The organism is Mycobacterium sp., from assembly GCF_051006775.1.
Taxonomy (GTDB): domain Bacteria; phylum Actinomycetota; class Actinomycetes; order Mycobacteriales; family Mycobacteriaceae; genus Mycobacterium.
Map to the genome: position 1 here is coordinate 1 of NZ_JBPCSX010000130.1, position 22,636 is coordinate 22,636.

23 protein-coding genes and 1 pseudogene are annotated in these 22,636 nt (G+C 66.7%); 10 read left to right on the plus strand and 14 right to left on the minus strand.

All coding sequences use genetic code 11. The annotated features are described in order from the left end of the window. A partial coding sequence (locus ACR2JI_RS09055) for an S-methyl-5'-thioadenosine phosphorylase (protein ID WP_526389746.1) occupies positions 1 to 762 on the minus strand: 762 nt, incomplete at its 3' end. 59 nt (positions 763 to 821) lie between these two features. On the opposite strand from ACR2JI_RS09055, the gene ACR2JI_RS09060 reads away from it, so the two are divergent. After that, positions 822 to 1,550 (plus strand): carbonic anhydrase, encoded by a 729-nt coding sequence (locus ACR2JI_RS09060; protein ID WP_526389747.1) that lies wholly within the window; start codon positions 822 to 824, stop codon positions 1,548 to 1,550. Between the two features lie 42 nt (positions 1,551 to 1,592). Here ACR2JI_RS09060 and ACR2JI_RS09065 read toward each other — a convergent pair whose 3' ends face one another. The 3 genes from ACR2JI_RS09065 to ACR2JI_RS09075 are packed head-to-tail and all read right to left on the minus strand — an operon-like array spanning position 1,593 to position 5,360. Further along, positions 1,593 to 2,771 (minus strand): acyl-CoA dehydrogenase family protein, encoded by a 1,179-nt coding sequence (locus ACR2JI_RS09065; RefSeq protein WP_526389748.1) that lies wholly within the window; start codon positions 2,769 to 2,771, stop codon positions 1,593 to 1,595. Between the two features lie 43 nt (positions 2,772 to 2,814). Beyond that, the gene (locus ACR2JI_RS09070; protein ID WP_526389749.1) at positions 2,815 to 3,597 is read right to left on the minus strand and encodes an SDR family NAD(P)-dependent oxidoreductase; all 783 of its coding nucleotides are present in this window, start codon (positions 3,595 to 3,597) and stop codon (positions 2,815 to 2,817) included. A gap of 2 nt (positions 3,598 to 3,599) precedes the next feature. Continuing rightward, positions 3,600 to 5,360, minus strand: coding sequence for an N-acyl-D-amino-acid deacylase family protein (locus tag ACR2JI_RS09075; RefSeq protein WP_526389750.1), 1,761 nt, complete (start codon positions 5,358 to 5,360; stop codon positions 3,600 to 3,602). A 121-nt stretch (positions 5,361 to 5,481) separates the two neighbouring features. Between ACR2JI_RS09075 and ACR2JI_RS09080 the strand changes: the two genes are divergently transcribed. Next, positions 5,482 to 5,619, plus strand: a complete 138-nt coding sequence (locus tag ACR2JI_RS09080) for a hypothetical protein (protein WP_526389751.1) — start codon at positions 5,482 to 5,484, stop codon at positions 5,617 to 5,619. Positions 5,620 to 5,769: 150 nt separating this feature from the next. On the opposite strand, the gene ACR2JI_RS09085 is transcribed toward ACR2JI_RS09080, so the two are convergent. Both ACR2JI_RS09085 and ACR2JI_RS09090 read right to left on the minus strand, forming a co-directional pair. Next, positions 5,770 to 7,335, minus strand: coding sequence for a zinc ribbon domain-containing protein (locus ACR2JI_RS09085; protein ID WP_526389752.1), 1,566 nt, complete (start codon positions 7,333 to 7,335; stop codon positions 5,770 to 5,772). Further along, positions 7,335 to 8,942: a S53 family peptidase gene (locus tag ACR2JI_RS09090; protein ID WP_526389753.1), complete on the minus strand. Its 1,608-nt coding sequence runs from the start codon at positions 8,940 to 8,942 to the stop codon at positions 7,335 to 7,337. The genes ACR2JI_RS09085 and ACR2JI_RS09090 overlap by 1 nt, the downstream gene beginning before the upstream one ends. Before the next feature lie 83 nt (positions 8,943 to 9,025). Here ACR2JI_RS09090 and ACR2JI_RS09095 point away from each other — a divergent pair, with 83 nt between their 5' ends. Together ACR2JI_RS09095 and ACR2JI_RS09100 are read left to right on the plus strand one after the other, a co-directional pair. Further along, complete coding sequence (locus ACR2JI_RS09095) at positions 9,026 to 9,802, plus strand: SDR family NAD(P)-dependent oxidoreductase (protein ID WP_526389754.1); 777 nt, start codon at positions 9,026 to 9,028, stop codon at positions 9,800 to 9,802. Next, positions 9,802 to 10,242: a nuclear transport factor 2 family protein gene (locus ACR2JI_RS09100; RefSeq protein WP_526389755.1), complete on the plus strand. Its 441-nt coding sequence runs from the start codon at positions 9,802 to 9,804 to the stop codon at positions 10,240 to 10,242. Before ACR2JI_RS09095 ends, ACR2JI_RS09100 begins: the two co-directional genes overlap by 1 nt. Before the next feature lie 12 nt (positions 10,243 to 10,254). On the opposite strand, the gene ACR2JI_RS09105 is transcribed toward ACR2JI_RS09100, so the two are convergent. From ACR2JI_RS09105 to ACR2JI_RS09120, 4 genes are read right to left on the minus strand one after another with little or no spacing between them, the layout of a single operon-like run. After that, on the minus strand, positions 10,255 to 10,737 hold the full coding sequence (locus ACR2JI_RS09105; RefSeq protein ID WP_526389756.1) for a hypothetical protein: 483 nt from the start codon (positions 10,735 to 10,737) through the stop codon (positions 10,255 to 10,257). A gap of 25 nt (positions 10,738 to 10,762) precedes the next feature. Continuing rightward, complete coding sequence (locus ACR2JI_RS09110; RefSeq protein ID WP_526389757.1) at positions 10,763 to 11,587, minus strand: DAPG hydrolase family protein; 825 nt, start codon at positions 11,585 to 11,587, stop codon at positions 10,763 to 10,765. Beyond that, a complete protein-coding gene (locus ACR2JI_RS09115; protein ID WP_526389758.1) occupies positions 11,584 to 12,936 on the minus strand; it encodes an FAD-binding oxidoreductase in 1,353 nt (450 codons plus the stop codon). Before ACR2JI_RS09115 ends, ACR2JI_RS09110 begins: the two co-directional genes overlap by 4 nt. A gap of 1 nt (position 12,937) precedes the next feature. Next, positions 12,938 to 13,591 carry a TetR/AcrR family transcriptional regulator gene (locus ACR2JI_RS09120; RefSeq protein WP_526389759.1) on the minus strand — a complete coding sequence of 218 codons (654 nt, stop codon included), beginning with the start codon at positions 13,589 to 13,591 and terminating at the stop codon, positions 12,938 to 12,940. Positions 13,592 to 13,670: 79 nt separating this feature from the next. On the opposite strand from ACR2JI_RS09120, the gene ACR2JI_RS09125 reads away from it, so the two are divergent. Together ACR2JI_RS09125 and ACR2JI_RS09130 are read left to right on the plus strand one after the other, a co-directional pair. Next, positions 13,671 to 14,840 (plus strand): MFS transporter, encoded by a 1,170-nt coding sequence (locus tag ACR2JI_RS09125; protein ID WP_526389760.1) that lies wholly within the window; start codon positions 13,671 to 13,673, stop codon positions 14,838 to 14,840. Between the two features lie 42 nt (positions 14,841 to 14,882). Beyond that, on the plus strand, positions 14,883 to 15,320 hold the full coding sequence (locus ACR2JI_RS09130) for a hypothetical protein (protein WP_526389761.1): 438 nt from the start codon (positions 14,883 to 14,885) through the stop codon (positions 15,318 to 15,320). A gap of 6 nt (positions 15,321 to 15,326) precedes the next feature. Here the strand turns inward: ACR2JI_RS09130 and abc-f are convergent, their stop codons facing one another. Further along, positions 15,327 to 16,985, minus strand: a complete 1,659-nt coding sequence (gene abc-f, locus ACR2JI_RS09135; RefSeq protein WP_526389762.1) for a ribosomal protection-like ABC-F family protein — start codon at positions 16,983 to 16,985, stop codon at positions 15,327 to 15,329. A 57-nt stretch (positions 16,986 to 17,042) separates the two neighbouring features. Between abc-f and ACR2JI_RS09140 the strand changes: the two genes are divergently transcribed. Together ACR2JI_RS09140 and ACR2JI_RS09145 are read left to right on the plus strand one after the other, a co-directional pair. Continuing rightward, on the plus strand, positions 17,043 to 17,951 hold the full coding sequence (locus ACR2JI_RS09140; RefSeq protein WP_526389763.1) for a TIGR03564 family F420-dependent LLM class oxidoreductase: 909 nt from the start codon (positions 17,043 to 17,045) through the stop codon (positions 17,949 to 17,951). 4 nt (positions 17,952 to 17,955) lie between these two features. Further along, positions 17,956 to 18,435, plus strand: coding sequence for a DoxX-related protein (locus ACR2JI_RS09145; RefSeq protein ID WP_526389764.1), 480 nt, complete (start codon positions 17,956 to 17,958; stop codon positions 18,433 to 18,435). Here the strand turns inward: ACR2JI_RS09145 and ACR2JI_RS09150 are convergent. Both ACR2JI_RS09150 and ACR2JI_RS09155 read right to left on the minus strand, forming a co-directional pair. Beyond that, positions 18,383 to 18,640, minus strand: coding sequence for a helix-turn-helix transcriptional regulator (locus ACR2JI_RS09150; RefSeq protein ID WP_526389765.1), 258 nt, complete (start codon positions 18,638 to 18,640; stop codon positions 18,383 to 18,385). The two genes, ACR2JI_RS09145 and ACR2JI_RS09150, sit on opposite strands and share 53 nt — an antisense overlap. A gap of 54 nt (positions 18,641 to 18,694) precedes the next feature. After that, complete coding sequence (locus tag ACR2JI_RS09155; RefSeq protein WP_526389766.1) at positions 18,695 to 19,789, minus strand: NADH:flavin oxidoreductase; 1,095 nt, start codon at positions 19,787 to 19,789, stop codon at positions 18,695 to 18,697. Positions 19,790 to 19,847: 58 nt separating this feature from the next. Between ACR2JI_RS09155 and ACR2JI_RS09160 the strand changes: the two genes are divergently transcribed. Then, positions 19,848 to 20,639, plus strand: a complete 792-nt coding sequence (locus tag ACR2JI_RS09160) for a peptidoglycan recognition protein family protein (protein WP_526389767.1) — start codon at positions 19,848 to 19,850, stop codon at positions 20,637 to 20,639. Positions 20,640 to 20,782: 143 nt separating this feature from the next. Here the strand turns inward: ACR2JI_RS09160 and ACR2JI_RS09165 are convergent, their stop codons facing one another. Then, on the minus strand, positions 20,783 to 21,064 hold the full coding sequence (locus tag ACR2JI_RS09165) for a hypothetical protein (protein ID WP_526389768.1): 282 nt from the start codon (positions 21,062 to 21,064) through the stop codon (positions 20,783 to 20,785). On the opposite strand from ACR2JI_RS09165, the pseudogene ACR2JI_RS09170 reads away from it, so the two are divergent. Continuing rightward, positions 21,057 to 22,636: pseudogene (locus ACR2JI_RS09170) on the plus strand (hypothetical protein); the annotation flags it as partial. The gene ACR2JI_RS09165 and the pseudogene ACR2JI_RS09170 overlap by 8 nt on opposite strands.

The window sequence follows — 22,636 nt, forward strand, 5'->3', positions numbered from 1 at the left end:
CGGCAGGGTGACGCCCGTGTGGGCAAGGCAATGGGTGCACGTGCGGTCCGGCGCCACGCTCTCGATGGCCTCGTGCACCAGCTTCTTGAACGGCACCAGGTTCTTCTCGAACTCCGCGAACACGTCGGCCGCCCGCACTCCGGCCCCGACGTCGATCCCGGCATCCAGGTCGGTCACCAAAGCAATTGTGGCATAGCACATTTCGAGCTCCCGGGCCAGCACCGCCTCGGGGTAGCCGGTCATGTTCACCAGGGTGAAGCCTTGCCGGACAAACCATTGGCTCTCCGCCCGGGTGGAGAATCGCGGACCCTGGATGACCACCATGGTGCCACCGTCGACCACACCGGGGTGACTGACGGCGTTGGCCCGCAGATCCGGGCAGTACGGGTCGGCGAACTCGACGTGGATGCCGCCGGAGTCGAAGTAGGTGTCCCCGCGGTCGCGGGTGCGGTCCACAAGTTGGTCGGGCACCACGATCGCCCCGGGCGGCAGCTCAGCGGTCAGACTGCCCACCGCGCACGGCGCCAGCACCCGACGCACGCCGAGGGACCTCAGCGCCCACATGTTGGCGCGATACGGAACGGTGTGCGGCGAGAACTCGTGGTTGAGCCCATGCCGGGGCAGGAACGCCACCTCATGGACGCCGACCCGGCCGACGGTGATCGGACCACTCGGCGAACCGTACGGTGTGGTGATCGTGCGGCTCTGGGCGTCCGGGCCGAAGAAGGTGTAAAAGCCGCTGCCCCCGATGACTCCGATCACCCGGTCATTAAACTCTGAATCCGCCGAGATGGTCGGCAACACCGGCAGGAAGGGCGCTGATGTCCACACCCACTCGCCGCCATTTCCTCGGTGGCGCAGCACTGGTCGGCATGGGCGCGCTCACCGCCGCCGGGTGCTCGCCCGCCACGCCGATACACGGCGAACAGGGCCTCACCGACCCGACCGCGGATCTGACTCCGGATCAGGCGATGGCCAAGCTCATCGAGGGCAATGCCCGTTTTGTCGAGCTGCGACACAACGACACCAATCTCAGCTCGGCCCGACTGGTGGCCGTCTCGAAGGGACAGCAACCATTCGTCGGGGTGCTGGGGTGCGTCGACTCGCGGGTGCCGCCGGAACTGGTCTTCGACCGCGGACTCGGTGATCTCTTCGACGCCCGGATCGCCGGCGCGATCGCCGATGACGCCGCGATCGGTTCACTGGAGTTCGGCGTCGAAGAGTTCGGCGTTCCCCTGCTGGTGGTCCTGGGCCATACCCGCTGTGGTGCGGTCACCGCAGCTGTCACAGCACTGCGGTCCGGCCAAACGAGGGCGCCGGGCCGGATCGGCGCCGTGGTCGACCCGATCCTGCCGGCCGTCATGGCCGTGCAGGCCCGGGGCGTAACCGGCGACGCGGTGATCAACGCCGCCGCGAAGGAGGTCGTGCACCGTGGCGTCGACGCCCTGCGGATCAGCCCGATTCTCAAAGATCGCCTGGCCGGCGGACAGCTGAAGATCACCGGCGCCTTCTACGATCTGGACACCGGCAAGGTCGAGTTCCTGACCTAGCGCGTCGGCTGCATCGCGTTGCGATCGCCACCCGGCCACGGTCTACAGCGCGAACTGGTCCTCAACCAGTCCCAGCCACACCGTGGCGGCGTCCATCGCCACCTTCTCGCTGATGAAGGCGTGCTGGGTGCCGGTGTAGAGATCACGGAAGGCGCGCTCCATCCGCGAACCCTCCCGAATGGCGGTGGTTCCCGCCGACAGGTGGGCCCACTGCGCGGCCTCTCGCGCGACGTCGGTCGCGTAGACCGCAGCGGCCCGCAGGTCGGCCCGGTTGGTCGGCGTCAGTCCATCCCCGGCAGCCGCGTTCTCCGCCTCGGCGAAGACGTCGAGCAGCAGCAGACGCGCCGCCCGCCACGCCGAGACGTGGTGGGCCAGATCCTTCTGGAAGGTGGGACGACTGGCCAGCGAAGCCATATCGCTCATCCGGAACTTCGTGGCGGCCAGTTCCTGTACATCGTCGAGCATGCTCTTGGCCACCCCCAGCGCCCACGCCGCGTGACCGGCGGCGGTGACGGCCATCAGGCCCATCCTGGCCGCGGGCGAGGCACCCCGCACCGGTTCCCGGGCGAACAGTTCGAAGGTCCGGTGCGCGGGCACGAAGACATCGGTGACGGTGTAGTCGTAGGAACCCGTGCCCTTGAGCCCCTGGACGTGCCAACCGTCGGTGAAGGTGACCTGATCGCGGGGCACCAGTGCGACCATCATCACCGGCATGCCGTTGTCCATCATCCGTGGCATCCCGTCCTCGGCCGGCATGAAACCGGCCGCGACGTACTGCGAATGCCCGGTACCGGAACCGAAACTCCATGAACCGGTCAGTCGATAGCCACCATCGACGACAGCGCCCATGCCGAGCGGGGCGAACTGACCTCCCATGGTGACGTGATTGTCGTTATCGGCGAACACCTCGGCGAAGCCGGCCTCCGGCAGATAACAGGCCGCAGCGAACGTAGACGGGAAGTTGGCGATGCCGATCCATCCGAAAGAGCCGTCCTGCCAAGCCATCTCGATCCAGGTCTCGATCATCTCGGTGAAACTCGGTTCGACACCGCCGGCCTCGCGCGGGTTGAAGGCCGTCATCAGCCCACTGGCCCACAGCGCCTCCACGATCGGAGGCGACATGGTGCGCAGCCGCTCCGACTCCGCAGCCTCCGCGCCGACAACGGTCCGCAGTCCGCGGGCCAGGCCGATCACGTCGCGGCCCACCACACTTGCTGTCATCGTGCCTCCTTCATACCGATACCCGCGGTCCCAGACAATCCCATCATCCCAGTCCCAACATCTCAGTCACTCCGTGGTCACGTCCGGCGGTGTAACCGCCGTCGACCGCCAGTGCCTGCCCCGTCACGAACGACGCATCCGGCGACAGCAGGAACGCCGCGGCGGCAGCGATCTCATCGGACCGGCCGAGTCGGCGCAATGCGTGCTCATGGATCACCCCGGCCCTGACCTCTGCCATCTCCGGGGCCGACAGCACCAGATCGAGCATCGGGGTCTCGATGAATCCGGGACAGATTGCATTACAACGGATTCCACTCGGTCCGTAGTCCAGTGCGATGTTCTTGGTCAGCAGCACCACGCCGCCTTTGGCGGCGTTGTACGCGCTGCCCCCGGCCGTGCCTTCGAGCCCTTCGACACTGGCCAGGGTGACGATCGAGCCGCGCTCGCCGGCGATCCGGTCCTGGCCGAGCATGCGGGCAACGGCGGCCCTTGCCACCAGGAACGTCGCGGTCAGGTTGATGTTGATGACCCGGGTCCACTCCATCGCGTCCAGCATGTGCACGGGGCCGCCCCCGGCCACCCCGGCCGAATGCACCACACCGGCAAGCCGGCCCGGGGCCGCGTCGAACACTCGCGCCACCGCGGCCTCGTCGGTCACGTCGGCGGTGACGAAGATGAACCGGTCGGCGCCGGCGAGTTCGTCGGCGGGTGCAAGATCGCACCCCACCACCGTGGCGCCGTCGTCGAGCAGTCGCCGCGCGGTGGCCAACCCGATCCCGGATGCGGCACCGGTCACCACCATCGTCACACCGTCGAAACGGGGCATCCTCAACGTGCCCCGCGGACCAGCCGGCCCGGCCGGGCGCCGGTGTCAACCCCGTCACGGCGGGTCACCACACCGCTGACGATTGTCGCGGAGTAACCCGAGGCGCCCTGGACCAAACGCTTACCGCCGGCGGGCAGGTCGTACGCCATCCGGGGAGCGTGCAAGGTGAGGGCATCCATGTCGATCACGTTGATATCGGCTTTCTTGCCCACCTCGATCACACCGCGATCAGAAAGCCCGAAAAGCTGTGCGGTGTCATGGGACTGCTTGCGCACCACGAACTCCAGTGGCAGCTTCTCCCCGCGGTGCCGATCGCGGGCCCAGTGTGTCAGCAGGAATGTCGGGTAGGACGCGTCGCAGATCATGCTGCAGTGCGCGCCGCCATCGCTGAGGCCCAGCACGCCGGCCGGGTGGGTCATCATCTCCCGGATCGCGTCGTGGTTGCGGTCGGCGTAGTTGAACAGCGGCAGCATCAACATGTTGCCGGCATTGGACTCCAGCATCAGGTCGTACATGGTGGTCAGTGGATCCTCGCCGCGCCGGCGCGCGATCGCGGCCACCGTGCGCTCGTCGGTCGGCTCGTAGTCGGGCGTATCACCGAGAACGAACAACCGGTCGATCGCATACTGCGCGAAGGCGAACATGCCGTCGAAGAGCACGGTGGGATCCATCGGCAGATCGTCTTCGGCCAGAATCGCCGCCCTGACGGCGGGCTGGGCCAGCCGCGCGGCGAGTTCCTCGCGATCGCACTCGGCCTTCAGCCGGCGGTAGGTCGGCCGGTGGGTGAACGCGTGGTGCCCTGGAAAGCCCAGCAGCATGCCGAACGGCCGAGCCGCGACCTGCGGGTACAGCCGGCTTCCCGCCTGGTGCGCGGCCGCCGAGAGATCCAGCTGTTCACGCCAGAGATTCGGGTCGGCATCGACCTGGATCAGCGCGAAGCTCAGCGCGCAGTCGATCTCCTCGCCCAGCCGGCGCATCCACTCCAGTTCGGTCTTCGGCGCGACGATATCTTCGCCCGCGGCCCCCTGAGGGGCGAGTTCGAAGACCGCACCGCCGCCGGCGGCCAGCGCCCGACCGAGGGCGAAGAGCTCGTCCTCGGCGGCGAAGGTTCCGGGCACCGGCTCGCCATCCATGGCCCGGTGCGCCAGCGTGCGCGAGGACGAGAATCCCAGTGCGCCGGCCTCGACGGCCTCCTGCACGATCCGGCTCATCTGTGCGATGTCCTCGGCGGTGGCGGGTTCGTTACGGGCTCCGCGCTCCCCCATCGCGTAGGCCCGCACCGTTCCGTGCGCGATCTGGCTGCCGTAGTCGACGGCGAGTTCGCGGCGAGAGATCACGTCGAGATACTCGGCGTAACTCTCCCAGCCCCAGGTGATCCCCTCGGAGAGGGCCGTTCCCGGAATGTCCTCGACACCCTCCATCAGTTCGATGAGCCACTGTTCGCTGCCCGGCCGGACCGGGGCGAACCCCACGCCGCAGTTGCCGGAGATCACCGTCGTGACACCTTGGTTGGACGAGGGCTCCAGGACGTCGTCCCAACTCACCTGACCGTCATAGTGGGTGTGAATGTCGACGAAGCCGGGTGCGACGATTTTGCCGGTCGCGTCAATCGTCTCGGCTGCCGCGCCCTCCAGTGGCGGGTCGGCCGGGCTGCGCCGCCGCACCTCGACGATCCTGCCGCCTGAGACGGCGACGTCCGCGGTGTACCGGGGGGCGCCGGTTCCGTCGACGACAGTGCCGCCAACGATCTTCAGATCGAACACGCGATCTCCTCGGGTGTGACGGGTACCCCCGGTTGAGAGTTTCCCAGGACACTGGGCCGCATACAAGGACGATCCCAGACCGGTGCCCGACTTCGGCCTAATATTGGGTTATGAGTACCAAATGCGAGAACCCCGCCTGTACCTGCGATCCCTGTACCTGCGGTCCGGAGTGCAGCTGCGGCACGGGCAGCGGCTGCGGCAACCCGGACTGCACCTGCGGGCCCAAGTGCGGCTGCGGTCCCGGCTGTACCTGCGGTAAGTCCTGAGCCATCCCGGCGGCGGGACTACTGACCGGTAACACCCGAGAACGATGTCCGGCGTGCCAGACTCAGTTCCCGGGCGGCCACCGGGTACTTGCGCTACCCCCCCTGCGTAAGTCCGGTGGTCGCTCCCCCTGTCGGCCCAGCTCTCACCCCAGCGGATCACCGCGCCATCGGAAGCTGTTGACGTAGCGGCCCATGTCCTCGGCGATCTGGACATTTGTCGGCGATGGCCGTCCGGGTCCGAATGTCGGACCGAACTCGTGGAAGGGGCCCACCGCCCCGGCGATCAGGGCGAGATCATTCTTGACCGCGACGACGACCACCAATCTCATCCGCGTGCCACCGGCCCCGAATTCCGGCGGGAAGACGTCGAGCACCTCGCCGTAACCGGGCACGAAACCGACCATGGCGTTGGGGAGTTCGAACGCCGCCCTGGCGCTGGGGTACGTCGCGGTGACGAATGCGCGCGCCACGTCCTTCGGCGTGCGCCCATTCGCCGGTTGGGAGGTCAGCCGCATCTTGCCGCCGTCACCGCGGATGAACGTCGCGGTGACCCCCCCGCCGTCGATCCTGATGTCATAGGCGGTTCCCGCCGCGGGATAGGCCACCGAGAACGATCCGTCTGCCGCGGTGAACCGCGGGTTGATCGAAACCGGAACACCTTTGGGAGGGCTGCCGCAGTCCGGCGGGCAGTTGAATCGCGGCGGCGGCTTGACGGTCAGCGACGGCACCCCGGCGAACAGACCCGTGCACGCTGTCATCGCGGCCAACCAGACCACCGTGACCCGCCATGTCGATCCGCTCGGGGCCGGCGCGGCCGGCACTTGTCGATACCCTTCCGGCAGCGCCAGTTGCAGACCCAGGCGCAGACCGATCACCGAGAGCACTGCCATGGCGACATGCCACGTCAGGACGACTGATTGTGGGGCCCCCTCGGCGTCGGCCCATCCTGCCGTGGCGTAGAGGCCCAGTACCGCGAGACCGATGCCCGCCAGTGACAGCACGGCCGCGTGCCGGGACTTCCCGGCGGGTGGGTCGAGCCACAGCGCACATCCGATCAGGCCACCCACACATGCCGCCGCCGCCGGGACCGTCAGTCCCCGAACAACGGTCTCGGCGAGAAGCCATCGGACGTGGTTGTCCCAGTTGGCAGGCCGTACGGCCAACTGGGGCGCGAGTCTGGTCAGGGTGGCCGCGGCCGTGAAGAGCACCGCCGACAATGCACCAAGTGTGAAGCCGTCGAGCACGTTCCGGCGGGATCTCCACATCAGCCGGACGATGATCGCGGGCACCAGCATCAGAACGGAGCCGCCGCCGAAGATTCCCAGACCGTCGCGCAGCACCCGGCGTCCCGTGGTGCCGGCGTCGAATGGTGATTCGGCCATGGTGGTGATCAGGTCACCGGTTGCGAGCACCCATCCGACGGCCAGTCCGATCGACAGTACGACGACGGTCGCGGTGGCCCACCGCGGAAGTTCCCGAAACACCCCGGCCCGGCCCCAGCAGATCATCAGCAGCAGCGGCAGGCCGAGGGCGGCCACCGTGATGATGGCCCTGGGATGGTAAAACTCGACCAGGGCCGCCATTACCACCACGATCGTCACCAGACCCCATGTGAAGGGGCGGCGGGCGGCGGCTGACAGCTGCGGGAGAAGCGAACTCGCCAATGACGGCCGGAACAGCGATTCGTTGGGCGCGATGCGAAATGCCATCAGTTGACCCCGCGCCACGTCTTCTGAACAGCCAGAAGGTTTTTCGCGAGATTCTCCAGACGCGGCGTTCCAAGACCGGTCACCAGGTCATAGCCCGGCGCTGCTCGGTCCACCGCGTTCGCACCCTGGGTGACCGCCCGGAACGCGGGCAGCCGGGCCCCTCGGGCAACCTCGTAGAGCAGCGGGTTGAGATCGCCGAGCGGACGCCCGCCGTTCTCCCCGAGGTACTGGTTGAGCACCGCCGCCATCCCGGCCCACAGTGGCGCGGACAGTGATGTACCGCCGGCGGCGTAACTGGATTGCTGGAAAACGAATTTGACGCCGGTCTCGGGGTCGGCAACCGCAGAGACATCCGGTGTCAGACGGCGACCGGCTCCTTTGCCCACATCAAGTTGCTCCTGCCACTGGGGGCGTTCGAACAACGATGAGACGCCGCCGCCGGTGCCGTGCAGGATGGGCACGTCGTACCAGGCCTGCTCGGCGAGCCAGTTGCCCTCGGCATCCGTCGACAAGCTGGTACCACCGACATCGGTCATCTCGGGCAGTGACGCCACCGCATCCAGTCCGACCTCATCGGGTCCCGGTGGCGTCGACCAGTCCTCTCCGCCCTGGCACTCCAGACCGGCAAGGTCGCCGCTGGCGTTGAAGGCGGTTGTTCCGTGCTTGTGCGCCGAAACCAGCGCTCCGCGAACCGGTTCCAGATCGGCGGCGGTGATCAGTTTGTCGCAGCCCCAGCCGATCGAGAAGCTCCATACCGCGCCGGGATAGCGCCGGTCGGCATCCTCGAGCATCGCCGCGATCTTCTCGTAGGCACCGGCGCCCTCGACTGTGGGCCGAGCATTGACGAGCACCTTTTTGGCGTCGGGAGCGACCGCGTGCACGGCCTCCAAATCCATGGTCGCCTCGCCGCTTCGCTGAGACGCCATGCCGCCGACGATCTCCGGAATCAACGGGGGCAGCCCGAACATCGACGTGAACATGTCGAGGTCGGGTTGGTCGACGCCGTCGAAGGCGAACACCACCACCGTCTGTCCCTTGCCGGTGAAGCCGGCCTTTCGCAGCGGTTCGATGTCGTAGGTGCGCAGCAGGGCGTCCGGCGAGAGGCCCTGGTCGGGCACGTCCAACGGGAACATCCAGCGCTGGGCGTCGTGGAACGGCGTGTAACTCAGGATTCGCCCCAGGCCGGTCACCTCACGGCTCACCGCGGCGGGGACCTGCGGCTGTTGCGGCGATGCGTAGAACAGCCGGCCCCGGCGGGTCCGGTAGTCGCGGACGTCGACATCGAATGCCGCACCCATCTCGTGGGCTGCGCCGTCGATCACCGCCCAGCGGTCTGGCGTTCGCCACCGGACGGCCAGACCGTGCTGGCGCGCCCATTCCGTCAACCGGGCCGGGGCCGCGCCGTCGCGCAATGCCGCAGTCAGCTGCACGTGCTCACCACGGGCCGGACCCAGATCGGCCGAGGCCGACAACAGTGCCGCGTACGGACCGGTGATGGTGCGGGAATCCGGTGGTGTGTGCGCCACGCCGAGGCCGATAACCGCTGCCAACCCGACCACGACCACCGCGAGAAGCCGGGGCCGAACGGAGGTCGTCTTATCTGCCATCGTGGCGTCAGCGTAATCGCCGACCCGTCGGAGAGCCGGGGGAAAACTTTCCCGCGGCCCGGTCCGTCAGTAGGGTGATCGCCGTGGATATGAACGGAGCAAGTGCAATCGTCACCGGCGGCGCCTCGGGTATCGGTGCGGCCGCCGCGCGTCAGCTGGCCGATCTGGGAGCCCGCGTGGTCATCGCCGACCTGCAGGAAGAGCGCGGCAAGGCGCTCGCCCATGAGATCGGCGGCGCGTTCGTCACCGTCGATGTGACCAAGACCGAGCAGATCGAGGATGCGGTCAACACCGCGATGGACCTCGGCCCGCTGCGCGCCCTGGTCAACTCGGCCGGGATCGGCTGGGCGCAGCGCACCATCGGCAAGGATGGCGAGTTCGCCTCGGCGCACAACCTGGACGCCTACCGGAAGGTCATCGCCATCAACCTGGTCGGCACCTTCGACTGCATTCGGCTGGCCGCCACCGCGATGAGCCGGCTGGACCCCACGGCCACCGGTGAGCGTGGCGCGATCGTGAACATGACCAGCGTCGCGGCATTCGACGGGCAGATCGGACAGGCGGCGTACTCGTCGTCCAAGGGTGGCGTGGTCGGACTGACCCTGCCGGTGGCCCGCGATCTGGCCGCGGTGGGAATCCGGGTCAACACCGTCGCTCCCGGTCTGATCGACACCCCGATCTACGGCGAGGGCGAAGCATCGGAGGCCTTCAAGGCCAAGCTCGGTGAATCGGTGCTCTTCCCCCACCGGCTCGGCAAGCCCGAGGAGCTGGCCTCGATGGTCATCGAATTGCTCACCAACTCCTATATGAATGCCGAAGTCGTTCGTGTCGACGGCGGCATCCGGATGCCCCCGAAGTAGTGACGGGTACGAATCGCCTGACCGACCCCGCAGTGGATGACGCCGCTGCGGTGGAGCACTTCGCGGAAGTCTGGGAAGGGGCGTGGAACGACCACGACCCGGACGCCGTTGCCGCGCTGTGCGCCGAGGATCTGGTGTTCGACGACCCACTGTTCGGTGACACCATTCATGGCCGCGAGGCGATCCGCAGTCTGGTGACGCGAATTGTCCGGAACTATCCCGACTACCAGTTCACGCCGCAGGGAACGTACGCCAATGTGTCGCGCCGAGCGGTGATCGTCGCCTGGCATTTCCGCGGAACGCTCAGCGGCAGCAATCAGGTGGTCGAATACCACGGTGACGATCGCCTGGAGATCGGCGAGGACGGCCTGGTGCACGCCTACCGCTGCATCTACGACAACCAAAACCTGCTGAATCAGGTTCGGGCGGCCCGCTCGTAGTCTCCGGGTTGGTCAGCCGATGCCGCCGGTACCGCAGAGTTTGTCGAGTTGGATCAGGGCGTTGTCGACAGCTTCCCCGTCCGGGCCGGTGTAGGTGTGGTCGGTGAGCGTCTGCATCTGCTGACGGCGCGCCGCCACATAGTTCCGTGCTGCCGCTGCGACGTCGGCCGGTTCCGGATCGATCTGGGTCTCGAAGAGTTCCAGGGCATTGCCGACCGGGGCGTTCTGCAACCGGATCGCGTTGTCGATATCCGGGGTGGTCCACGACCAGTTGGCCGGCAGGGACGGGACGGCGAGGAGGGTCAGCCGGGTCTGCTTCCATGACTGGCAGGTGCTCCCGTCGGCGGTCACACCGGCGTTGCGATCCTTGAGAATGAAGGCCCCGGCCACCAGACCGGCCGCGATCACGAGCGCCGCGCCGATGATCGCCGCGGGCAACCATCGCCGAGTGGGCTTCGCGGCGGGTGGTGGTTGCCAGGGCATGTTCATATTCACAACTACCGATGGTAGTCCGTGCTCCTCATGACTCCTGGCCGTAAAGAGCCGGCAGGAACGAGGCCAGATGCGTCATCTCCTGAGAGCAGTGCACCAGAAGCGCGCGGGCATCGAGTTCGGTGAGCCCGACAAGACGTTGGGCCACCGGAGAAATCACTCGCGAAGCCTTGCCTCGCGCCGAGACATACCGGCCACCCATCCAGAACCGAGACCGCATGACACTGCCGCCCGACACCGCGGCGACGTGGTGGGCGAGGTATCCGATGTCGATGGGTAGATCGACCATCCCGACGCGGGCACATACCGCGGTGGCAGCCACTCCGCCGGCCACGGCGGCATCGACCAGACCCAACTCCTCGGGCGGGCGGAACTGAATGGCACCGCGGATCATCGCGCTGCCGATGTATTCGTCGACCTGCGAGGTGTAGCCGACATACCGGCTCCGGCCGACAGCGCCGGACGGTGGTTTCTGCGCCCATTGGGCGTGCACGTGCGCCTGCGGATGCCAGAGCTTGTAACGCTCGGGACTGTCGCTGTGCCAGCCGAACCACCAGTCGATCATCGCCGGCGTCACATCAGGCATCTCTGTGACGAGGTTGACGTGAATCGCGCCGTCCGCGGTGACGGTGAAGCCGCTCTGCACCTCGGCATCGACGATCGAACCGATCCCCTGCGCCATCGCGGGAAACAGACCTTCGGCCATCGGACTGTTGGCCACCGCCCGGTGCGCGTCGGCGGAGATATCAGCCATCTCGGGATTCCAGAACCGTGCATACGGCAGGGTGGCGAGATCGCTTGCCGACCAACCGAGTCCGCGGCCCGCGATGACCTTCGGTGCCGGCGGCCTCATACCGCTCCGATCCAGCGGTGAAAGCGGCCTTCGGGGTCGTGCTTGGCGCGCAGTGCGTCAAGCCGCGTCTGCGCCGCTTCGGAGATGCCGCGCGAGGGACGTCCGGGATCGTCGGCGAACTGCACACCGGTCGACAGCGACTCCATGGCGGTGGCGTTGTCCCGCGCCCAGCGCGTTGTTACCGCGCCGTCGCCACCGTCGAGCCAGCCGCCGTAGAAGGCCAGATAGGTTGTGTCCTCCACCGTGTACGCCATATCTGCCAGGTCAGTCGTCGGTGCCCAGTTAAGCCACAGAAAGTGCGCGGGGGGTGCCGGCATCGTGTCGGCGATGCGCTGAATATGCGGTAACAGCTCATCGGCGCTCGCATGGGTCCAGAGATTGTCAGCTTCCCAGTTGGCCTTCGGGTAGTGCTGCATGACGCCGGAGTACATCAGCGACATGGACATGGGCAACAGGGGTATTCGCAGCCTGGCCCCCTTCGGCGCGCCGGCCGTATAGCCGATCGCCGCCTTGGCTGCCGAGCGGGACTCGGCCATGACGGTGGTGGCCAACTCGATGACCACCGGCGATGTGACCGAGCGTGGGCGTAAGGGCCGCGGGAACGACGCGCTGCGCGAGACGACGAACTGCATCTCCACTTCGGGTGGGACGCTCGGGCCTACCCGGTCCACCCAGCGGACGAGGTCAGCGAGGCGTTCCACCGGGTACTTGATGAGCGACGAACCGATGAATCCCGGTTTGGGGTAGAGCCGGAGGTGGAATCTCACCACCACCCCGAAAAAATCGGGACCTGAACCCCTTGCAGCCCAGAGCATATCGGCGTTCTCGGTCTCGCTGGCGTGGCGTAATTCGCCGTCGGCATCGACATAGTCGATCGCGATGACGTTAGAGCACGCGGGTCCGAATGCCCGACCATTCCACCCGAAGCCGCCCTGAAGCAGGTAGCCGCCGATACACACCCCGCGACAGTGACCCACCGGGAAGAACAGGTCCCGCTTCATCAGCTCGGCGAGCAGAACGCTGCCACCCATTCCGGGTTCGGCGGTGGCGGTCATCGCCGACCTGTCAATGGAGAACGACTGGAGGCGAGACACATCGATGAGCACTCCGCCATCGCGTACGTGGTTACCCGACCAGCTATGCCCTCCGGAGCGCACACCCACCCGCTGCCCGGCGGCCTTCGCCGCACGCACCGCGGCCACCACGTCGTCGACGGAGTTCGCGCCTACTATCCGGTCCGGAAAGCGATCGGGCATGTTCGTTCGCCAGAGCGTGTCCCGGCGGGCTGATTCGTAACCGACGTCGTCGCGACCGAGGGAACGACCGCGTGAGGTTGTCGTCGGTGCCATATCAGATCTCCTCGATTGCCGATAGCGGGAGCGCACGCCATTGCACGAACGTCGTTGGTGCACCTGCTAATCGCCACGCCTTGGGTTTACCGACTCCCAGTACACGAAGCAGATGCTGTACGACGTCGGGTATCGCGGAGGCGGGGAGCCGGCCGCGATACAGGTCGAGGCAGGCGCCCAGGATGACCCCGGCATAGACGGTGCAGACCACCTCGAAATCTGCCACGGCGAACACGCCGGAATCGATACCCCGTTGGAGATCGGCATGCAGGTGTGCGCGCAGGCCGGCGACGAATCGGTCGGCGGGCAAACCCGAGTCGAACAGCAGTCGACCGATATCGGACCGGTATGCCAGCAGCATCAGTGTCTGTCTGGCCGAAAGGGCGACGACCTCGGCGTCGTCGGCGGCGCCGGCCGTGATCTGCTCGAGCACTCGGGCGTGCTCAGCGAGGAGAAGCGCGCCGACGGCGTCGATCGCATCGGGTAGTGCGTCGAAGTAGTTGTAGAAGGTGCCCTGCGCAACGCCGCACCTGGCGACTACTTGCGGCACCGAGATGGCCGACGCATCGGATTCGAGCAACAACTCCTGCAACGCCGCCAGCAGCGAATCACGGGTGCGCGCCCTCTTCGTGACGGTCGCCGTCGCGAGTGCCATGACGCTCAGCGTGCTGCTGAAATGACAGTTTGTCAATTATCTGTGCGCGAGCGCCTGATGTGGGTCAAGACTGGTGATCATGAACGCACGCCGCTACAGCTTCGCGCTGCTGGCTTACTCCTTCGCCGCGATCATGATCGGCACCACCATGCCGGCGCCGATGTATGCGCTGTATTCCGATCAACTGCACTTCACCGTCGTGACCACCACGGTGATCTTCGCGATCTATGCCGGTGGCGTGCTGTTGGCGCTACTGGTCTTCGGCAGCTGGTCCGATGCCATCGGCCGTCGGCCCGTCCTGCTGGCCGGCGCGGCCTGCGCGCTGGCCAGCGGGGGCGTCTTTCTGATCGCGGACTCGGTGCCACTACTGCTCATCGGGCGACTGCTGTCGGGCCTGTCGGCGGGGTTGTTCACCGGGACCGCCACGGCCGCCATCATCGAGGCGGCGCCGCCGTCCTGGCGTGACCGCGCACCCGCGGTCGCGACCATCGCCAATATCGGCGGGCTGGGGACCGGACCGCTGCTGGCCGGGGCACTCGTGCAGTACGCACCAGAACCGCTGCGACTGAGCTTCGTGGTGCATCTGGTCCTGGTGGTGCTTGCCACCGCCGCAGTGCTGGTGGTGCCGGAAACCTCGAGCCGCACCGGTAGGCCTCGGCTGCAACGGCTTTCGGTTCCGCCGCAGGTGCGACCGGCATTCGTCATCGCCGCCCTGGCGGGCTTCGCCGGGTTCGCCGTCACCGGGCTGTTCACCTCGGTTGCGCCCGCGTTCGTCGCGGAGGTCATCGGCGTCAACAATCACGCGCTGGCCGGATTGACGGCCGGGTCGATCTTCATCGCATCGGCGGTGGCACAGTTCGCGGCGTCCAGGATGCCTCCGAGGCGTGCTGTCGCGCTCGGTTGCGCGATCCTGATCGCAGGCATGGCGATTCTCGCGACTGCCCTGCAGTGCTCGTCGCTGCCCGCGTTGGTTGCGGCAGCGGTGGTCTCGGGCGCCGGCCAGGGCATCAGCTTCAGCCGGGGCTTGGCTTCGATCGTGGAGCTCGCACCCCCCGCCCGTCGCGCCGAGGTCAGTTCCACCTACTTCGTGGTGGCCTACGTCGCGGTGGCACTTCCGGTCATCGGTGCAGGTTTCGCCGCTCAGGCCTGGGGGTTGCGCACCGCCGGGGTCACGTTCGCGGTGGCGATCGGGGTGCTGGCCGCAGGCTCCCTGGCGGCAATTCTCTGGGATGAGTCGCGGACCGGATAATCGTCGGTATCGGTTTCCGTTCAGGGCCATCGAGGAGGATTCATGAAACAGCCCGCCCTTACCAGCACTGGACTGGCGTTACTGGCCGCATGCGCGGTGACCGCGTGCTCCGCGAACACCCCGGTGGTCGGCGGTATGGCGTCGTCGACCACCGCGGTGGACGGCGGTGTCACAGAGTGCACCACGGCCGCGCTCGCCGGACCCGCAACCGCCGCCGCCCACGCCATGGGAGCGGACAATCTCTATACGGTCGACGACCTGCACTGCGCCGACGGATGGGCGGTGACGGCGGGCCTGCTCTCCAGTAAGGCCAATCCGAACATGGGCGCCCCGACCTCGTTCGTGTTCGAACAGGAGGGCCAATTCTGGATCCCCAGGGACAAGGCGACGGTGTGCGGTACCAACCCGACGACAACGACCCCACCCGCCGATGCCGTCATCCCCGCCGCACTGTTCCTGCCCGGGTGTGCGGCGGGCTGACACCGGCTACAACTCGGTGACGCGACCGCCGTCGACCAACCAGCGGCGATCCAACCGGACGTTCTGCAACATCCGGCGATCGTGGGTCACCAGCAGCAGGGCGCCGTCATAGGACTCCAGCGCCTTCTCCAGCTGTTCGATCGCGGCCAGATCCAGATGGTTCGTCGGTTCGTCGAGCACCAGTACGTTGATCCCGCGCGCCTGCAGCAGCGCAAGTCCGGCCCGGGTTCGCTCGCCCGGAGAGAGGTCGTCGACCGCACGTTCAACATGGTCGGCGCGCAGCCCGAACTTCGCCAGCAGGGTCCGCACATCGGCGGTGGTCCAGGTCGGCACGAGCTCTTCGAAGCGATCGATGAGCCGCGCGGCTCCGGTGAAATTCGCGCGGGCCTGGTCGATCTCACCGATCTCGATGCTGGCACCCAGGCTCGCACGTCCTTCATCGGGCTCACGGCGCCCCAGCAGCAGCCGCAGCAGGGTGGATTTCCCCGCCCCGTTAGGACCGGTGATACCGATCCGCTCACCGGCGTCGACTTGGATCGACACCGGACCCAGAACGAAATCTCCCTGGTGCACAACAGCATTGTCGAGGGTGGCGACAACCGAACTCGACCGCGGCGCAGCGGCGATGGTGAACTCCAGCACCCACTCCTTGCGAGGTTCCGCGACTTCTTCCAGCCGCGCGATCCGGCTCTCCATCTGCCGCACCTTCTGGGCCTGCTTCTCGCTGGACTCGGTGGCCGCGCGTCGCCGGATCTTGTCGTTGTCCGGGCTCTTGCGCATGGCGTTGCGAACACCCTGGCTGGACCACTCCCGCTGAACCCGTGCGCGTGAGACCAGGTCGTCCTTCTTGTCGGCGAACTCCTCGTATTGTTCGCGCCGGTGTCGGCGGGCGACTTCACGCTCTTCGAGATAGCTGTCGTACCCGCCGCCGAAGACGGTCGTGGTGTTCTGGGCCAGATCCAACTCCAGGACGCGGGTCACGCTGCGAGCCAGGAACTCCCGATCATGACTGACCAGCACCACACCACCGCGCAGATCACGGACGAAGTGCTCCAACTGGGCCAGACCGTCGAGGTCGAGATCATTGGTCGGCTCATCGAGCAGGACGATGTCGAACCGGGACAGCATCAGCGCCGCCAGTCCCACCCGCGCCGCCTGCCCGCCCGATAGCGCGGTCATCAGCGTCGAGTCCGGCCGCACGGCATCGGTATCGAGGCCCAACTCGGCCAGCACCGCGGGCATCCGCTCGTCGAGATCAGCAGCGCCGGCGGCCAGCCAGCGATCCAGCGCGGTGGAGTAGGCGGTATCGCTGTCTGCGGACTCCTGATCCGGATCCGCCAGCGCGGCGGCCGCTGACTCCATGGCTTGTGTCGCATCGGCGCATCCTGTCCGGCGGGCGATATAGGCCGCGACGGTCTCCCCCGGCACCCGCTCATGCTCCTGGGGCAGCCATCCGACGAACGCGTCGGAAGGGGCGACGCTGACCGAACCCTCCAGCGGCTCGAGGGCACCGGCGAGGATCCGCAGCAGCGTGCTCTTACCCGCACCATTGGCACCGACGACTCCGAGGACATCCCCCGGTGCCACGGTCACGTCGAGACTCTCGAACAGTGTGCGATGAGCGAACCCGCCGGCCACGTTCTTCGCGACAAGCGTTGCGGTCATGGGTCCATGTTCTCACCGCCGGGTTTCACAGCTGCCGAAGGCTGTAGCGTCGGACCCATGAAGTACGGAATCTTCGGTGGTGCTGTCAATGACGGAACGCTCGACGACATCGTGGCCGAGGCCGCATCGGCCGAGCGGGACGGTTTCGCCGCATACTGGGCGCCCAACATCTTCGGCCACGACGCGATAGGCGCGCTGACGGTGGTGGGCACCAAGGTGCCGCGTATCGAACTGGGCACCTCGGTGGTGCCGACCTTCCCGCGGCATCCCCACGCGATCGCCCAGCAGGCTCATACGGCAGCGGCCGCATCGGGGGGCCGCTTCACCCTGGGTATCGGACTCAGCCACAAGATCGTCATCGAGAACATGCTCGGCCTCAGCTACGACAAGCCGGTCCGGCATCTGCGCGAGTACCTCAGCGTCCTGATGCCGCTGTCGCGTAACGAGCCGGCGAACTTCGAGGGCGAGATGTACACGGTGCACGCGGCCGTCAGCGCCAAGGGATCGGACGGCTTCAGCGTGGTGGTGGCCGCTCTGGGCGAACAGATGCTGCGGGTGACCGCGGCCATGGCCGACGGCACACTGACCTGGTGCACCGGCCCGGCGACGCTTGCCGCCCACACCATCCCGACCATCACCAAGGCCGCCGAGGAGTTCGGCCGCCCGGCGCCGCGCGTGATCGCCGCCCTTCCGGTATGCGTGACGAACGACCGGGAGGGGGCCGCGATTCGTGCGGCCGAGACCTTCGCGGCCTACGGCGCGCTGCCGAGTTACCGTGCGATGCTCGACCGCGAAGGTGTGGCGGGCCCGGCCGATATCGCCATCATCGGCAGTACTGCCGAGGTACAGGAGCGAGTCGGGGCGCTGGCCGGGATCGGCGTCACCGACTTCGCCGCAGTGGAATTCGGCGCCACACCCGATGAGATCACCGACACCCGCGAGGCACTCAAAGGACTGTTGACCTAGCCTCGTGAGTACATCGACCGGGAGCATCGCCCAGACGATGGGCCGGATCGCACTCGGGGCGTTCATGGTCTTTGCGGGCATCGGCCATCTGACCTTCGGCCGCGAGCAATTCCGGGCGCAGGTGCCCGAATTCGTGCCGCTGCCCCCGGATGTCACGGTGCTGGCATCCGGAGTGGTCGAGATCGCACTGGGCCTGGCGATGCTCCTGGTCCGGAACAGGCGCGCGGTGGTGGGCCTGATGCTGGCGATTTTCTTCGTCGCGGTGTTCCCGGGAAACATCGCCCAGTGGCTGCATCACCGGGACGCCTTCGGACTGACCAGCGATCGCGCCCGACTGGTTCGGCTGTTCTTCCAGCCGGTGCTGATCGCCTGGGCGCTGTGGTCGACCGGGGGTTGGCGATTACCGCTCAATCGGACTGGCCGGGGCCCGGTCACACGAAGTCGAGGACGGCGGGTCCGGCTTCGATGCGAGTGTCCTGATTGATCAGCGTCAATCGGTACTGCAGAGCGGCAGCGACGGCGATGTAGGCGCTGATCTCCCCATTGCAGCCCTGCTCGATCCGGCTGACCAGCTGCCGAGACACTCCGGCCTGCTGCCCGATCTCGCTCTGAGTCCGCATCGCATTCACGCGGGCGTCGCGTAGCGCGGCGCCGATCGCCTCTAAGTTTTCCCCCACCAGTTCATCCATGGATGGCACGGTACCGTAACACCGCTGAGAATGGAACAGTATTATTCCATCAGCCTAATCGCCGACGAACCCTTTCCAGTTCGCCATGTACTCCACAAACGCCGGCCCGAGTCCCTCGGCGACGAGGACCTCCCGCGGCACCGGCAGCTCACGCATGGCCACCGCGGGATCAGCCTGCATCAGCAGCGGAAAGTCATGGTTGGTGATCGCCGCCCGGCCGATCGCCACGATGTCGGCGCCAAGATCGAGTGCGCGCAGCACGTCTGGTCCCGAGTAGAGGTGACCGGCGACGGCAAGCCGCACAGGTCCGCGGTCGAGAGCGGTGAAGATACCGAGCAGCGGCCGGGGTGCGAACTCAGGATCGACCGCCTCCTTGAACACATCCCAGAGTGAGAGGTCGATGAAATCCACCGTCCCCAGTGCGACAAGCCGCTCGAACACATCGATGACGTCGGCGGTGGCGAGGCCGAATCGCTCGGGCGATAGGCGCACCCCCAGCTGGAAGTCCGGACGGCACCGGGCGCGAATTCCCGCGATGATCTCGTCGAGAATGCGGAACCGCGCGTCGCGACTGCCGCCGTATCCGTCGGTCCGATTGTTGAACTCGGCGTTGAGGAACTGACAGATCAGATAGTCGTGTGCGCCATGGATTTCGACACCGTCGAATCCGGCGGCATCGCACCTGAGGGCAGCGGCAATGAATGATTCGACGACATCGTGCACCTCGGCGGTCGTCATCGCTCGCGCCCCCGTCTTGGCATCATCAGCGGGGGCGGCCGGGGCGGTACCGATCAGCTCGGCCGGTGCGCGCCGTCCAGCATGGTGCAGCTGGACGACTGCCACGCTTCCCTGCGCGCGAATCCCCGTAGCAAGGCGGGTGAGGCCCGGGAGATGATCGTCGCTGAAGCAGCCGAGCTGCCCGGCGAAGCCCAGACCGCGCGGGTCGACGTGACTCGCACACGTCATCGTCATGCCGAAGCCGCCGGCGGCCCGCATCGTCAACCACCGCTCCTCATCAGCCGAGAGCGTGCCGTCAGGATTGCTCTGCTGATTGGTCAGCGGGGACAACATGAACCGGTTCTTCATGGCCGGTCCGTGGGCAAAGGTCACGGCATCAAACGGTGTTGACGGTGTCGACGGTGTTGACATGGGCCTGAGCCTACGGACGACTCCTCGGCGGCCCGATGGAGCCTCTAGGGTGACAACCGTGTGCGGAGAGCAACATCCGGTTGATCGTGATGTGACGGCCATCAGCCGGCGGAAGCTGCTCGCGGCGGCGGCCACCGTGGGCTTGGCGGCCACCGGTTGTTCGAACAAGGCCGTTTCGGTCCTGACGCAGCCGACCCTGGCGTTCACGGCTGATCCGCCACCCGGGTCCGTTCACAGCCTTGACGCGCCGGTATCGACCGCTGTCCCGGCAGCGATGCTGTGCCGCGAATCCTGGGGTGCCCGCCCTGCCCTGCCCGGTGGTCGGCCACACACCATCACCCGGATGACGATTCACCATTCCGCTGTCGCGCTCCCCGACAACCGCGGCATCGTCGCCCGGCTGCAACAGCATCAGCGCTACCACCAGGACGATAAGGGCTGGGTGGACATCGCCTACCACGCGGCCGTCGACCGCAACGGCAACATCTTCGCGCTACGCGACACCGCGATCGCCGGTGACACCGCCACCGACTACGACACCACCGGCCACTTTCTGGTGCTGTGCGAAGGCGACTTCAACACCGAGACCGTCACCGAGGCACAGCTGGACGGCGCCGCTCTCATCTGCGCGTGGGCAACACAACAATTCGGGATCGGGGTGAACACTCTGGCCAGCCACACAGAGGTCACCCCGGTTACCGACTGCCCCGGAGACAACCTTGAGGCTCATCTCACCTCGGGTGATCTGAAACAACGGATAACCGCGCGGATTGCCACCGGATTCGACCTGGGCCAGGTGTGCGGAACTGCGGCCGGCGCGCGAGTCGCCGCAATCACGGCCGGCCGCTAGTCCGGCGACCGGCCGGGTGGGTCCACCCCTGCCGCGGCAAAACCTCAAAACCGACCGCCCGTTGTGATAGACGTCCTAGTTGACGTTTGTCTTCACCGGGCGTTCACCCGGGGTTTCGCGGCAAGGGGTGGGATGCACGGGATTTATGTGGGTCGGGTCGGTGCGCTGGCCGTTGCGCTTGGCGTCGGCACTGCGATCCTCGGGTGTAGCGCCGTCGCGGCTGCAGACACCGGTACGGACAACACCACCGGGGCCGGGCAGGACTCGGCCCGGAGCGGGGATTCCAGCACCGCCACCACCCGAACCCGCGGCGGCAACCGTCGAGGCTCCGCCACCGAAGCGACGAGTACCCAGGCCCCGGCGGCGGGACGGCGTTCCGGTGCCCAGCGCTCCGGCACCGTGGCCAAGGCCTCCCCGGTGGACACCAGCGGCACCCCCGCGGTCGCCGTCGGGCCGTCCCCCGCGGATCTGATCGGCGCATTGCTCACCCCCGGTGGCATGACAAACCTGGTGCAGCAGGCGTTGACGTCCTTCATCGGGGATCTCATCTCCGGCGCCTCGGTCGACGCGCTCGTTCCCCAGGCCGCCCTGACGCCCGAGATCACCGCGGTCCCGCAGGCGCAGGTGCCCGTCGCCGAGCCTCCGCTGATGACGGCCCAACCCGATGCACTCTCGGTGACCGCCACCGATCCACTCGCCGGCCTCGGCGGGGGCAGCGGGGATGTTCCGCTGGCGAGCCCACTGGCGTGGGCCGCGGTGGCGGCGTCTCGTCAGGATCCGGCTGCCGCGACCCCTGAGGTGGCGCCAGCGGCGACGGTGACGACAGGTGAGCCGGTTGATCCTGCAACGGCTGCCGAAGTGGCGGCCGCCACGATCCAGCCGTACCCAGACCTTCCTCAACCCGTAGCTAAGTGCAAGACGGCGTCTTACTTGACGTGCAAAGAATTGGATACCTACAGACCCACCATCGTCAACAACATTTCCAAAGCCTTCGCGGATGCCTTCAATATTCCGGTCACCGATCAGGACAAGTGCGACAAAAGCGGATGTCCGGAATCTGTTTCCAACACCGTTGGCATGTACGGGTTCAACGTCGTTTACGCACTAATGGGTGACCTCAGCGACGACATGGTGGCGGCCACCGTTCAGCAACTGGCGTCTCAACCAACCGTGCTCAGTTTCATCTCCCAAACAGTCACGCAAAAATTCTCCAAGCTGCCGGAGAACGTTGCGATTCTCATCGGCAACGCAGCAGCCACCTTCGTCTCAAAATCGTTCGGGAACCCTGTCGGACCATCGGGCCAGGCCAACTATGTCGCGCTCCAATTCGTCCCGTTTCTCAAGGCGCTGAACTTTCCCACTGCGTTCGTGAAAGCCTCAAACTTCTTGCTCGCGCTGAAGAACGGCAACCCGAACAACGAGATCCTGAAAATGTTCGACCCCCAGCAGGGCCAGAAAGCGCTGATCAACTTCTTCAGCACCGAGGGCGTCCAGACTGCTTTGGGCAATGCGTTTACCGACTCGATCAAAGTGCTTCTAGTTCCCACCCTCGCGAACTACATCGGCCAGCAAGCCGCTACGGGAATCCTCGGCACCGACAGCCCCTACTCACTTGCCCTCGGTGCCACCATCGGAGGCGCCGTATCGGGACTGTTCTCCTCCATCGGCGGCATCGTCGCCACACAGGCGGGGGTTGCCTTCGGCGCCTTCCTGCGCGCCCCGGGCCAAGATGTTCCGACCAAATTGGCCAACACCCTCGACAACGACTTCGTCAGATTCCTGATTGGAACGAATCCGAACCCCGCAAAACCAATCCCGTATCCAGATCAGCCGGACCTGTTCCCGTCACTCGCGCCAGCCGCCGGGTTCGCGGTCGCCGGCTTCGCGAACGCGGTCCTCACGAATCCCACTGTTCGCCCAGCACTCGGCTCCTTCGTCAGCGCCCTGATCCCCGGAATGCTCGCCAACCCGGGTGTACAGCAGGTTGTGAGTCGCGA